This is a genomic window from Streptomyces aureocirculatus (assembly GCF_000720475.1).
GTDB classification, from domain to species: domain Bacteria; phylum Actinomycetota; class Actinomycetes; order Streptomycetales; family Streptomycetaceae; genus Streptomyces; species Streptomyces aureocirculatus.
On sequence record NZ_JOAP01000001.1, the window covers coordinates 128564 to 143441 of the forward strand.

Genomic DNA, 14878 nt, shown 5'->3' on the forward strand with positions numbered 1-14878 from the left:
CCCCGGCTAGGGCCTGCCGTCCGCACCGAGGGCGCGGGCCAGCTCGGAGCGTACGAGCGCGGCGACCTGGCGCACCTCGTCGCTCTCGAGCATCTCCCAGTGGTCGCAGGCGAGCGGCTCCACGTGGTAGCCGCCGCCTGCGCGCCGCTCCCAGAACTCCCGGACCTGCGTGCGGTAGGCCTCGGGCATCTCCTCCTCGACGGCCTGCACGAAGACGGTCCTGGCCGCGGAGGGCGGCGCGGCGTAGGCGGCGATGGCGCGCCGGTTGTTGTTGTAGACCTGGAAATAGCGTTCTATCTGCTGGTCCTCGATACCGGGGTACATGCCGTTGAACTTGACGAGCTTGTCGCGGAACTCGGCCATGTCGACGGGGCCGACCGCGGCGCGCGCGTCGGCGTCCTCCGACCCTGGCGCGTCCAGGAGCACGACGCTCAGCCGGTTGTGCCCCGCGGCGGCGAGACGGCGGCCGAGCTCGTGGGCGACCAGACCGCCGAAGGAGAGCCCGACGACGACCAGCGGGGCGCCGTCAAGGAGCGGGGCCGCCAGCTCCTCGTAGGCCTCGGCCATGGCTTCGACCGTCGACAGGAACGTCCCGCCCTGGTGCAGGCCCGGCGCCTGGATGCCGTACACGCCTACGGTGTCGGGGAGTTCCTTGGCCAGGGAGAGATAGCAGAACGCGGTGCCGCCCGCCGGGTGGACGCAGAGCACGCGCGCGTGTCCTTCGCCCTCGCGGAAGGCGATGAGGTCGCTGGGCGGCGCGTCGGACGCGCCGTGGCGCAGCCGTTCGGCCAGCTCCTCGATGGTGGGGTGGAGCAGCAGGTCGCGGACCGAGATGTCCTCGCCGAGCTCCTCGCGGATGGCGTGGGCGAGCTTGATGGCCGAGATGGAGGTACCGCCGACGTCGAAGAAGCTGTCCCTGATGCCGATGTCGGCGGTGAGCAGGACCCGCCGCCACAGTTGGTAGAGGGCCCATTCGGCGTGGTCGCGCGGGTTGGCCCGGTTGACCTGGGCGGGGCGGTCGGCACTCGCCCGCTCGACGAGGGCGGCCCGGTCGAGCTTGCCGTTCGGGGTGAGCGGGAGGCGGTCCAGGGTCAGGAAGAGCGAGGGCACGAGGTACGTGGGCAGGTGCTCGCCGAGGAAGGCGCGCAGTTGTCCGTCGGAGGGTCCGCCGACGGCCGGGTCGACGGGGACCAGGCAGGCGAGCAGGTGCGGGGCGCCGTGTTCCTCGCTGACCACGACGGCGGCCTTGGCGACGCTCGGGTGCCGGGTCAGGGCCGCCTCGATCTCGGCGGGCTCGACGCGGATGCCGCGGATCTTGGTCTGGTCGTCGGCGCGGCCCGCGTACACGAGCTGCCCTTCGGGGGTCCAGCGGGCGAGGTCGCCGGTGCGGTACATGCGGGCGCCGGGCGGCCCGTAGGGGTCGGCGACGAAGCGCTCGGCGGTCAGGGCGGAACGGCCGTGGTAGCCGCGGGCGAGGTGGCCCGCCACATACACCTCGCCGATCGCGCCGGGCGGCAGCGGGGTGAGGGCGGGGCTGAGGACGTGGGCGCGCATGTTGCCGAGGGGGGTGCCGATCGGGACGGCGCCCGTGTCGGGGAGGTGCTCGTCGGCGGTGAACGTGGTGGCGTAGAACACCTCGGTCTGGCCGTAGGCGTTGACGACGCGGGCGCCGGGGACGGCCCGGCGCAGCCGCTGGACGAGTGCCGCGGGCAGGGCCTCGCCGGCGAGGACGACGGAGTCGGCGTGCAGCGCGCCGTCGTCGAGCTGGTCGAGGACTTCCGCGAGGACGGACGGCACGGCGCTGAGCAGCCCGCCGCTCCAGCCGCCGCGCTCGCCCACCGCGAGGATGTCGCGGACGACCTCGACGGTGCCGCCCGCGGCGAGGGTGGTGAGGATCTCGAAGACGGACACGTCGAAGTTGACGGAGGTCGCGGTCAGGGTGCGGGTCTCCGCGGTGATCCCGGTGGCGTCGGCGAGCAGCAGCGCGCCGTTGACCAGGGAGCGGTGGGTGAGGGTGACGCCCTTGGGGGTGCCGGTGGAGCCGGAGGTGTACATCACGTACGCGGCGTTGTCGGGCCGTGCCTCCGGGAGATCCTCATCGGGTCCCGGAGCCGCCGGGGCCGCGAAGGCTGCGAAGTCTGCGAAGTCGACGTGCTCGACGCACAGCCGGGGGACGTCGTGGGTGGCGGGCAGTACGTGGGCGGTGGTCGTGGAGGTCAGGACGAGGGCGGGGCGGGCGTCGGCCAGGATGTGGTCGAGGCGCGCGCTGGGGTAGGCGGGGTCGATGGGCAGATAGGCCGCGCCCGCCTCCAGGACGGCGAGCATGCCCACGACGAGGTCCGTGGTGCGGGGCAGCGCCAGGCCCACCACGGTCTCGGGGCCCGCGCCCCGGGCGCGCAGTTCGCGGGCGAGCCGTGCGGTCCGCGCGCGCAGTTCCGCGTACGTCAGACGGGTGTCGTCCCCCGTCACCGCGGTGGCGTCCGGGCACAGGGCGGCGCGTTCGGCGATGAGACGGGTGACCGTCCACGGGGGTACGTCGACGGTGGTGTCGTTGACCTGGTCGAGCAGGCCGCGTTCGTCGTCGGCAAGCAGGTCGAGGCGGGCGAGCGGGGTGTCGGGGTCCGCGGCCACCTGCTCCAGGATCCGGGCGAGGCGGGCGACGATCGCCTCGACGGCGGCCCGGTCGAAGGTACCGTCCCGGTACTGGAAGTCCATCCGCAGGTCCGGCTCCGCGATCACGGTCAGCGGGTAGTGGGTGCCGGAGATCGCCCGCGTGCCCGTGACGGTGAGCCCGGACTTCGCGAGGGCGGCGCCGAGCCTGGGCCGGTCGACCGGTATGGACTCGAAGACGAGCATCGTGTCGAAGAGGGTGCCGATTCCGGTCGCCTTCTGGATCTCGCTGAGGCCGTGGTGATGGTGGTCCAGGAGGACCGCCTGGCGTTCCTGGAGGGCGGTGAGGACCTGGGCGAGCGTGTCGTCGGGCGCGTACCGCACGCGTACGGGCAGGCCGTTGACGAACAGGCCGACCATCTCGTCGACGTCCGCCACCTGTGGCGGCCGCCCGGAGACCGTGGTGCCGAACACCACGTCCTGACGTCCGGTCAGATGGCCGATGAGCAGTCCCCAGGCGCCTTGCAGGACCGTATTGAGGGTGATGCCGAGGTCGGCGGCCTGGTCCTGGAGCGCGCGGACCGTGCGGGGCGGCACGCGCAGCTCGACGTGGCCGGGCTCGCTCCGCTCGACGGCGCCCGCGGCGGGGGGCCCGGCCAGGAGCGTGGGCCCGGTGACGCCGTGGAGTTCACGCGCCCAGGCCTTGGCGGCGGCTTCCGGGTCCTGCTCCGCCAGCCAGCCGAGGAACGCCCGGTAGGGGCGCACGGGCGGCAGTTGTGAGGCGTCCCCTTCGGCGGCGTACAGGTGCAGCAGGTCCGCCACCATCAGCGGCATGGACCAGCCGTCGAACAGGACGTGGTGGACGGAGAGCAGCAGTTCGGCGCGGTCGGGGCCGGTGTGGGCGAGGGTCATCCGCAGCAGCGGCGGCACGGCCGGGTCGAAGGGGACGGCGCGGTCCTCGGCGATGAGCCGGTCAAGGGCCGCGTCCCGCCCGGAGGCGTCGAGGTCGCGCAGGTCCACGACCTGCCAGGGCAGCCGGACGCCGTCGACGACGAGCTGGACCTGGTCGCCCTTCGCGCCGGTCGTGAAGGCGGTGCGCAGGGCGGCGTGCCGGTCGAGCAGCGCCTGCGCCGCCGTCCGCATCCGCTCGGGCTCGACGGTGCCGCCGAGGCGCAGCACGAAGTGCACGTGGTAGGCGTCGTGGGAGACGTCGGCGAGGCTGCTCTCGAAGAGCAGGCCGGACTGCGCCGCCGTCACGGGCCACACCTCGGCGAGCCCGGGGTAGGACCGCTGCCACGCCTCCCGGTCCTTGGGTGCCACGGCGACCAGTGGCCCGTCGGTGCTCCCGGCCCCGGAGCCGGGGCTCGCGTCCTGCGCCGGGCCGCTCGCGAGGGCGGCGAGGTGGGCGACGGTGCGGTGTTCGAAGATCTGCCGGGGGGTGAGGGCGATGCCGTGGGCGCGGGCGCGGGAGACGACCTGGACGGAGCGGATGCTGTCGCCGCCGATGGCGAAGAAGTCGTCGTCCACGCCGACGCGTTCGAGGCCGAGCACCTCGGCGACGACGGTGGCCAGGAGCTGCTCGGCGGCGGTGCCGGGTTCGCGGTGGGCGGTGCCGTCGGAGCTGTCGGGGCGGGGCAGGGCGGCCTTGTCGAGCTTGCCGTTGGGGGTCAGGGGCAGCGCGTCGAGGACGACGAACGCGGCGGGCACCATGAAGTCGGGCAGGCGCGCGGCGGCGAACCTGCGCAGCTCCTTGACCCGGACCCCGGCCGCGGTGGCCACCACGTAGCCGACGAGCTGCGCGCTCCCCCGGTTCTCGCGCACCACGACGACGGCGCGGGCGACGCGGGGGTGCCGGGTGAGGACGGCCTCGATCTCGGCGGGCTCGATGCGCAGTCCGCGGACCTTGACCTGGTCGTCGCCGCGGCCCAGGTACTCCAACTGGCCGTCGGGCAGGCGGCGTACGACGTCTCCGGTGCGGTACATGCGGTCACCCTCGGGCCCGTAGGGGTCGGCGACGAAGCGTTCGGCGGTCAGGGCGGGGCGGTTGCGGTACCCGCGTGCCAGGCTGGGCCCTGCCACGTACAGCTCGCCCGGGGTGCCCGCCGGTACGGGGGCGAGACGCTCGTCGAGGACGCGGACGCGGACGTCGGCGGCCGCCGTGCCGATGGGGGCGGGTCCTGTCGTCAGCGGGTCGCTGAGGGTGGCGCAGACGGTGGTCTCGGTCGGGCCGTAGGCGTTGACGACGCGGCGGCCCCTCGCCCACGCGTCGACGAGGTCCGGCGGGCAGGACTCGCCCGCGAGGGTCAGCGCCGTCAGCGAGGTCAGGGTCCCCGGGGCGGTTTCCGGCAGGGTGGCGACGACGCTGGGCGGCAGTGTCGCGTGGGAGACCTTCCGCTCGGCGAGGGTCTGGTAGAGGTCGTCCCCCACCAGGCGCCGCTGCCGGGGCACGATCAGGGCGGCCCCGCTGGTGAAGGCCTGCACCAGCTCTCCGAACGCCGCGTCGAAGCTCGGCGACGCCACTTGCAGGACCCGCGACGCGGGCTCGATGGCCAGGCGCTCGCGCTTGGTGGCCCCCAGGGCGGCGAGACCGGCGTGGGTGACGGTCACGCCCTTGGGCCGTCCTGTCGAGCCTGACGTGTAGATCACGTATGCCGGGTGGGCCAGGGCCACGGGGACCTGTGGCGCGGTGTCGGGGGCTTGCCGCCAGGCGGCCCGGGTCTCTTCGGCGTCGACGGCGACGACGTCCACGGGGAGCCCCGGGGGCAGTTCCGCGAGGCAGTCCGCGGTGGTGAGGATCGCCGTCGGTGCGGCGTCCTCGACCATGTACGCGATCCGGTCCGCCGGGTACTCCAGGTCGACGGGGAGGTAGGCGGCCCCTGCCTTCAGCACGCCGAGGGCCACCGCGACCTGGTCGGCGCAGCGAGGCATCGCCACGCCCACCAGGGTCTCCGGCCCCGCGCCCCGGCCGGTCAGCCAGTGCGCGATCCGGTTGGCCCGCGCGTCGAGGTCCGCGTACGACCACACCGTGTCGTCGGACTCCACCGCGAGGGCGTCCGGCGCCCGCCGTACCCGTGCCGCGAACAGCTCGGGGAACGTGCCCTGTTCGACCTGGAGGGGGGTCTGTGCGCGCTCGGCGGCGAGGAGTTCGCCCCGTTCCTGTTCGGTGAGGAGCCCTGCGTAGCTGATGCGGTGCGTGGGGTGGGTGACGGCGGTGGCGAGGAGGCGCTCCCAGCGGGCGATCAGGGTCGCGATCGTGGCCGCGTCGTACAGCTCGGTCGAGTACTCCACCGCGACCTGGATCCCGGCCGGCTCCGTCCGGTCGTCAAAGGTCTCGCTGAGGCTGAAGAGCATGTCGTAGCGGGCCGTGCCGGTGCCCGCGAACTCGACGCCCACGCGGAGTCCCGGCAGGTCGAACCGGCCCTCCTCGTTGTTCTGGAGGACGAGGGCGATCTGGAACAGCGGGTGGTAGGAGGTGGACCGCTGCGGGTTGAGCCTTTCCACCAGGGCCTCGAAGGGGACGTCCTGGTGGGTGTAGGCGGCCAGGCTCGATGTGCGGACCTGGGTGAGCAGCTCGGCGAAGGTGGGGTCGCCGGAGGTGTCCGTGCGCAGCACGAGCGTGTTCACGAACAGGCCGACGAGGTCCGTCAGGCTCTCGTCGGTGCGGCCCGCGATGCCGCTGCCGATCGCGATGTCGTCGCCCACGCCGAGGCGGGTCAGGAGGGCGGCCATGGTGGCCTGGAGGACCATGAACGGCGTGGCGTCCGCCGACCGTGCCAACGCGACGACGCCCCGGTGGATCTCGGGTCCGAAGGAGCCGGTGAGGACGTCGCCGCTGTAGTCGAGGACGGCCGGGCGCGGCCGGTCGCCGGGCAGGGTCGTGGTCTCCGGAAGACCGGCGAGCTGCTCCGCCCAGTAGGCGTACTGCTCGCTGAACAGGCTGTCGGGGTCGCCGGGCTCGCCGAGCAGCTCGCGCTGCCACAGCGTGTAGTCCGCGTAGCTCACCGGCAGCGGCTCCCACGCGGGTGCGGCGCCGCCGGTGCGGGCCGTGTAGGCCGTGGCCAGGTCGCGGGCCAGCGGGGCCACGGACCAGCCGTCGCCCGCTATGTGGTGGATCACCAGGGCGAGGATGTGCGTGTCGTCACCGGTGCGGAGCAGGCTCGGGCGCACGGGGACGTCGGCCGCCAGGTCGAAGGTGTGCCGGGCGCCCTCGGCGACGGCACGGGCGGCCTCGTCCGCGCCGGGCACCGCCCGCACGGTGAGCGGCGGCCGTGCCCGCTCCGGCGCGAGGACGTGCTGGCGGGGCCTGCCGTCGGCGCCCTCGGGGAACACGGTGCGCAGGGTCTCGTGGCGGGCGATCACGTCGTGGAGGGCCGACTCCAGGGCGTCGACGTCCAGTTCGCCGTCCATGCGGAGCACGAACGCCATGTTGTACGTGGGTGAGGGGCCCTCGTACTGGTGGAGGAACCACAGGCGCTGCTGGGCGAAGGAGAGCGGCAGATGGTCGGGGCGCGGCTGGCGGCGGGTCAGCGGGGCCCGGGTGCGTCCGCCGACGTCCAGGTGCGGGGCGAGGGCGGCCACGCTCGGGTGCGCGAAGAACACCCGCAGCTCCACCTCTGCCCCGAGCTCGGTACGGATGCGGCTGATCAGCTTCGTCGCGAGCAGCGAGTGCCCGCCAAGCTCGAAGAAGTCGTCGTCGATCCCGACCCGCCGCACATCGAGGACCTCGGCGAACAGGTCGCACAACAGCTCTTCGCGCAGCGTGCGCGGCCCCCGGCTGCCCAACTGCGGGCCGAGGTCGGGCACGGGCAGCGCCTGCCGGTCCAGTTTGCCGTTGGCGGTCAGCGGCACGGCGGCGATCGCGACCACCGACGCGGGCACCAGATGCGCGGGCAGGCGTTCCTGGAGGTAGCCGCGCAGCGAGCCGACGAGGACGCCGATCCCGGTGGCTGCCGCCGGGTCACTGGCGAGCTGTTTGTCCCCGCGACCGGAGGGCAGATACACCCCGGTCAGGGCGCGGGCGGTCACTCCGGCATCGGTGAAGACCAGCGCGTCGAAGCAGTCGCCCCCGTCCGCCCAGGTCAGTACCGCGCCGAGGCCGTGCGCTGCGGCCCAGTCCCACACCTGCTGCGGGTCCAGCGCCGGGTACCCTGCCCGTGCCGCCATCAGCCGGGCGTCGACGGCCAGGGCCACCTCGCCCTCCACACGGGCGTTGGGGATGCCGGTCACACGCAGTACGTGCCCTTGCCGGGCGCGCACGAGGTCTTCGAGGCCGGGCAGGTCGGTGACCTGGCGGCCCCAGGCCACGCTCGGGGCTTCGCTGACGTCCTCGACCGGGGTGCCGGGCTTGTGCAGGACGATCTCGTAGCGGTGGCGGGTGAGTTCGTTGTGCGCCGTCCCGGTCTTCAGGCGGATGTCGACGCCCGCCGCGCCGTGGCGCGAGCCCCACTGCGCGAACCACTCCGGATCGAGGACCAGTTCGGGCTCGGTGAGCATGGCCCGCTCGATCGCGGCCCGCGCCGCCGACGGCGTGGTGGCCGCGTCCGGGCCGCTCCGGGCGTGGTGCACCCCGGAGGCGAACAGGTGCAGCGACCCGGCGTTGCGCACGTCCCCCACCAGGATCCGGCCGCCCGGCCCGAGCAGTGTGAAGGCCTGGGCGAGTACCTGGTCCAGATAGGCGGCGTGCGGGAAGTACTGGATCACCGAGTTCAGGACCACCGTGTCGAAGTGTCCGACCGGGAGGCCGCTCACATCGTCGGCGTGCCGGTGGCACAGCGTGACCTTGTCCGCGTACCCGGCCTCGGCCACCTCCCTCGTCAACCGCCCGATCACCTGCGAGGACAGATCGGTTGCCCAGTACTCCTCGACGTGGGGCAGGACATGCGCCATCAACAGGCCCGAGCCCACGCCAAGTTCGAGGACCCGCCGCGGCTGCCGGCATGTGATCTGCCGCACCGCCGCGTCCCGCCAGTCACGCATCGCGTCCAGGTCGATGGGCGCACCGGTGTAACTGGAGTTCCAGCCGTTGAAGTCCTCGCCCCACCGCGTCCCCGCCGTGGAGTAGACGTCGTCGTAGATCTGCTCCCACTCGTCGACCTGCTGCTCGGACTCCGCGACCTGCTGCGCGCCGTCCAGATCCGGCACGACGTACGCCACAAGCCGCTTGGCGCCGTTCGTCTCGTGGGCCGTGACGACGGCCCGCGCCACGGACGGGTGGTCCGCGAGCACCGTCTCGATCTCGCCGGGTTCGACGCGCAGACCGTTGATCTTGACCTGGTCGTCGGCGCGCCCCAGGTACTCCAACTGGCCGTCCGCGCCCTGGCGTACGAGGTCCCCGGTGCGGTACATGCGGGTGCCTGGCGGGCCGTAGGGGTCGGCGACGAAGCGTTCGGCGGTCAGGTCCTGGCGGTCGTGGTAGCCGCGGGCCAGCGAGGGGCCCGCGACGTAGGCCTCGCCTGCGGCGCCCGGCGGCACCGGGGCGAGCCGGTCGTCGAGGACGCGGACCCTGCCGTCGGCCACTGCGGTGCCGATGGGAACCGAGTCACCCGTCAGGGGTGCGCTGATCGTGGCGCAGACGGTGGTCTCGGTCGGGCCGTAGGCGTTGACGACCTGCCGCCCCGCACCCCACTTCACGGCGAACCCCGGTGGGCAGGCCTCACCGCCGACGGTGAGGACCCGCAGCGCGCGCAGGGTCCGCGGGGCCTCGTCGGGGAGGGTGGCCACGACGCTCGGCGGCAGCATCACATGCGTGATCTCCCGCTCGGCAAGGACCTCGTGGAGGTCGTCGCCGACCAGGCGCCGCATGCGCGGGACGACGAGGGCCGCCCCGTTGGCCAGGGTCTGCACCAGCTCCCAGAACGCCGCGTCGAAGCTCGGCGACGCCACTTGCAGGATCCGGGACGTGGACTCGACGGCAAGGCGTTCACGGGTCGTGGCGGCGAGCGCGGCGAGCCCGGTGTGGGTGACGGTGACACCCTTGGGGCGGCCCGTCGATCCTGACGTGTAGATCACATAGGCCGGGTGGGCGGGGGTGAGGGCGACGTCCGGTTCGGTGTCCGGGGCCTGCTGCCAGGCTCCCTGGACGTCATCGGTGTCGACGGCGACCGGGTCCACGGCGAGCCCTCGCGGCAGCTCGGCGAGGGAGTCCGCGGTCGTCAGGATCGCCGCCGGAGCCGCGTCCTCGACCATGTACGCGATCCGCTCCGCCGGATACTCCAGGTCCAGGGGCAGATGTGCGGCGCCCGCCTTGAGCACGCCCAGGGACAGGGCCACCTGGTCGGCGCGGCGCGGCATCGCCACGGCCACCAGGCTCTCGGGGCCGATGCCACGGGCGATGAGCCAGTGCGCGATCCGGTTGGCCCGCGCGTCCAGATCGGCGTACGTCCACGCCGCGTCGGCGGACTCCACCGCGAGCGCGTCGGGAGCCTGCCGCACCCGGGCCGCGAACAGTTCGGGGAAGGTGGTTTCCGCGACGGTGGGCCCGGCGGGGCCGGTGGGCGCGGTCAGTTCGCGGCGTTCCTCGGCGGTGAGGAGGTCGACGCGGCCGATGCGCAGGGCGGGGTCGGCGACGGCGGCGACGAGGAGGCGCTGCCAGCGGGTGATCAGGGCCTCGATCGTGCCGGCGTCGAACAGTTCGGTGGAGTACTCGGCCGTGACGGCGATGCCCGTGGGCGCGGAGCGGTCCCCGAAGGTCTCGGTGAGGCTGAGCATCAGGTCGTAGCGGGCCGTCCCTGTGCCCCGGTCGTCGACGCGGGCGCGCAGGCCCGGCAGTTCGTAGACGGCCTCCTCGTTGTTCTGGAGGACGAGGGCGATCTGGAACAGGGGGTGGTGGGAGGTGGAGCGCTGCGGGTTGAGCTTCTCCACCAGGGCGTCGAACGGGATGTCCTGGTGGGTGTAGGCGGCGAGGCTGGTCTCGCGCACCTGGGCGAGGAGGTCGGCGAAGGTGGGGTCGCCGGAGGTGTCCGTACGCAGCACGAGCATGTTCACGAACAGACCGACCAGGTCCCTCAGGCTCTCGTCGGTGCGGCCCGCGATGCCGCTGCCGATCGCGATGTCGTCGCCCACGCCGAGGCGGGACAGCAGGGCGGCCATGCTGGCCTGGAGCACCATGAACGGCGTCGCTCCCGATGCGTACGCCACCTCCGTGATGCCGCGGTGGAGTTCGGGCGGGAAGGTGCGCCGCATCCGGTCGCCGCTGTAGTCGAGATCGGCAGGGCGCGGCCGGTCACCGGGGAGTGTCGACGTCTCCGGAAGACCGGCGAGCTGCTCCGCCCAGTAGGCATACTGCTCGCCGAACAGGCTCTGCGGGTCCGCCTCCTCGCCGAGCAGGTCGCGCTGCCACAGCGTGTAGTCCGCGTAACTCACCGGCAACGGCTCCCAGTCCGGTGCCGCGTGCGCCACGCGGGCGCGGTAGGCGGCGGCCAGGTCACGGGCCAGCGGGGCCAGGGACCAGCCGTCGCCCGCTATGTGGTGGATCACCAGGGCGAGGACGTGGGCGTCGGCGCCATCGGAGCCGGGGTCGCTCGCGGTGCGGAACAGGCTCGCCCGTACGGGGAGCTCGGCCGCCAGGTCGAACGGGCGGCGGGCGGCAGCGGTGAGGCACTCGGCGAGCGCGGTCCCGCGGTCTTCGGGCCCGCCGTCTTCGGGCCCGCCCTCCGCCCGTCGTACCGAAAGCGCGATCCGGTGGTCCCGGTTGACCTCGTCGACGTCCAGGACGCGCTGGTAGGGCCCGTCGTCGGCCTGCGGGAACACGGTACGCAGGGTCTCGTGCCGGGCGATCACGTCGTGGAGGGCCGACTCCAGCGCCTCGGCGTCGAGCTCCCCGGTCAGGTGGAGGGTGAACGGCATGTTGTACGTGGGCGAGGCCTCGTACTGGTGGAGGAACCACAGGCGCCGCTGGGCGGCGGAGAGCGGGAGCCGTTCGGGGCGCTCGGAGCGGCGGGTGAGCGGGTTCCTGGCGCGGGCGGAGCCGTCCAGGCGGGGGGCGAGTCCGGCGGCGGTGGGGTGGGCGAAGACGGTGCGCAGGTCGACCTCGGCGCCGAGGGTGGCACGCAGCCGGCTGACGAGCTTCGTCGCGAGCAGCGAGTGGCCGCCCAGGGCGAAGAAGTCGTCGTCGACACCGACCCGGTCAAGGCCGAGGACCTCGGCGAACAGGCCGCACAGCAGCGCCTCCCGGGGGGTGCGCGGTGCGCGCCCCGTGGTCTGGGCTGCGAAGTCAGGGGCGGGCAGGGCGTGGCGGTCCAGCTTGCCGTTGGCGTTCAGGGGCAGCTCGGCGACGGCGAGGACGGCGGCGGGGACCAGGTGGGCGGGCAGCCGCTCCTTGAGGTGGTCGCGGAGCGAGCCGACCAGGTCGCCGATCCGGGCGGCGGCGGCCGGGTCGTTGGCGCGAGGCGTGTCGGGGCGGTCCGGCGGGAGGCAGGTGCCGGTGAGGACGCGGCCCGTGACGGGTCCTTCGGTGAAGACCAGTACGTCGAAGCACTCGATGGCCCGCGACCAGGTCACCACGGCGCCCCAGCCCCGTGCCTCGGCCCAGTCCGCGATCTGCCGCGGGTCGAGCGCCGCCGCGTCGGTCGCGGAGCTTTCGACGAGGCGGGCGCCGACGGCCAGGGCGGCCTCGGCACGCAGCCGGGCGTTGGGGACGCCGGTCACGCGCAGGACGTGCCCAGCACTCCCCCGCACCGGCTCGCCACTCCCCCGCACCGGCTGGCCGCTCCGCACCTGCTCTTCGAGCTCGCGCAGGTCGGTGACGTCGCGGCCCCACACCACCGCGGGAACGGCGCTGACGTCCTCGGCCCCCGTGCCGCCGGGCTTGTGCAGGACGACCTCGTAGCGGTGACGGGTCAGTTCGTTGTGGGCCGCGCCGTCCTTGAGCCGGACGTCCACCCCGGCGGCTCCGTGGCGCTCGGCCCACCGCGTGAACCAGTCGGGGCGCAGGGCGAGTTCGGTGTCCGTCAGGAGCGCGCGGGCCACCGCCACCCGCACCGCGGACGGCTCGGCGCCAGGACCTTCCGGTTCCTGGGCGTGCCGGGCCCCGGCGTGGAACAGCGGCAGCGTGGCCGCGTTGCGCACGTCACCGACCACGATGCGCCCGCCCGGTGCGAGCAGGGTGAAGGCCCCGACGAGCACCCGGTCCAGATGGGCGGCGTGCGGGAAGTACTGGGCGACCGAGTTGAGGACCACCGTGTCGAAGTGGCCCACCGGGAGGCCCTGTACGTCGTCGGCGTGTCGGTGGCGCAGCGTGGCCCGGTCGCCGAACCCGGCCCGCTCGGCCTCGCGGGCGAGGTGGGCGACGGCTCGTGCGGAGAGGTCCGTGGCCCAGTACTCCTCGACGTGGGGCAGCAGGCGGGACGCCAGCAGGCCGGACCCCGCGCCGATTTCGAGGACCCTGCGCGGCTGCCAGGACATGATGTGCCGCACCGCCGCGGCACGCCACTCCCGCATCTCGTCGAGGTCGATGGGCTCGCCGGTGGTGTGGGAGTTCCAGCCGGTGAAGTCCTCGCCCCAGGTGGTGTCGGGCGTGGTGTCGGGCGTGGCATAGACCTCGTCGTAGACCCGCTCCCGCTCCTCGACGACCCGCCGCTCGGCCTCCACACGGGGCTCAGGGCCACCGTCCGCGGCCGCCGCGGAGGGCTCAGGCACGACGTACGCCACCAGATGCCGTTCGCCCACGCGGTCCTGCCGCAGGACCACCGCGGCGCGGGCCACGCCGGGGTGCGTGGCGATGGCGGCCTCGACCTCGCCGGGCTCGATGCGGAAGCCGCGGACCTTGACCTGGTCGTCGGTGCGGCCGTGGAAGGTGAGGCAGTTGTCCGGCGCGCGGGAGACCACGTCGCCCGTGCGGTACATGCGGGCGCCGGGGCGGTCACCGAAAGGGCAGGCCAGGAAGCGCTCGGCGGTCAGGGCGTGGCGGCCGGGGTAGCCGCGGGCCAGGCCCTCGCCCTCCAGGTACAGCTCGCCGGTCCCGCCGTCGGGCACCGGGGCGAGCGCCTCGTCCAGGACGTGGGCGCGCAGGGCGGCGAGCGGCTCGCCGATCGGCACCACGTCGCCGACACTGTCGGCATCGGTGATCGGGTACAGGGTGGCTGCCACGGTCGCCTCGGTGGGCCCGTATCCGTTCACCACGGTCAGGCCGGGGCAGGCGCGCAGGACGCGGGTCACCGCGGCCGGGGACAGCGCCTCACCGGCGGGGCACACCTCGCGAAGACCGGCGAAGGCCGCGGGGTCGTCGTCGGCGATCAGTGCGAACAGGGCCGCCGTCAGGGTCACGGTGGTCACGCCGTGTTCGGCGATCGCCGCCGCGAGCACGGTGGCGTCGAGGCGTCCTGGCGGGGCGAGCACGACCGTGCCGCCCCCGAGGAGCGGTATCCACAGGTCATAGGTGGAGGCGTCGAAGGCCAGGGTGTTGTGCATCAGGAGCCGCTCGTGGTGCCCGGCCGCGAAGCCGGGGTCGGCGGCGAGGCCCACCACGCCCCGGTGGGTGATGGCGACCCCCTTGGGCAGTCCCGTGGAGCCGGAGGTGTACATCACGTACGCGAGCTGGTCCGGCTCCGTGCGGCGTGCCGCGCGCAGGCGTTCCGCGGTGGCCGCGGCGAGGTCCGCCGCCGTGTCGGGCGCGTCGAGGACGAGGCGGGGGGTGGCGTGTTCCGGCAGGTCGGCCGTGGTGCGGGCGTCGGTGACGAGCAGGGCGGGCGCGGCGTCGTCGAGCAGGAACCGGAGCCGCTCGCCGGGGTGTTCGGGGTCGAGGGGGAGGTAGAGGCCGCCCGCCTTCAGGACGGCGAGGACGGTGACCACGTACGCGGACGAGCGCGGGAGCGCCACGGCGACGACGGACTCCTGGCCGATTCCGTGTGCGTGCAGGACGCGTGCGAGGCGGTTGGCGGCCGCGTCCAACTCCCCGTAGGTCAGGGGCGCGTCGGCTCCTGCGACCACGGCGGCCGCGTCCGGGGCGGCGTCCGCCCACTGCTCGAACCGGGCCGCGACAGTCGTGTCCGGTGTGACCAGTGGGGTGGACGATGTCCTCGGGACAGCCATGTTAGGCACGCTCCTTCTGTGGCCACTGTGGTAGTTGGCTACACCAAGGACCCTAACGTTCAGGCCAGTCCGGACGGAAGGTTCGGCAGTCGGATCCGGGGCACTTCGTTCCAGTTCGCCGACTCGCCCCGGTACCGGGCCGGTTGAGTCACACCGCCCTCACTCCACGGGGAGAGATGCGGACCGAAGGGGCTCGGGTACGGCCCATATCAGCCATCCCTGATATCTGTTCCCAGCCAAC

General features: G+C 73.7%; 1 protein-coding gene. It reads right to left on the reverse strand.

The annotated features are described in order from the left end of the window. Positions 1-6: 6 nt before the first annotated feature. On the reverse strand, positions 7-14637 hold the full coding sequence (locus IG78_RS41450; protein ID WP_051852243.1) for a non-ribosomal peptide synthetase: 14631 nt from the start codon (positions 14635-14637) through the stop codon (positions 7-9). Between the last annotated feature and the right edge of the window lie 241 nt (positions 14638-14878).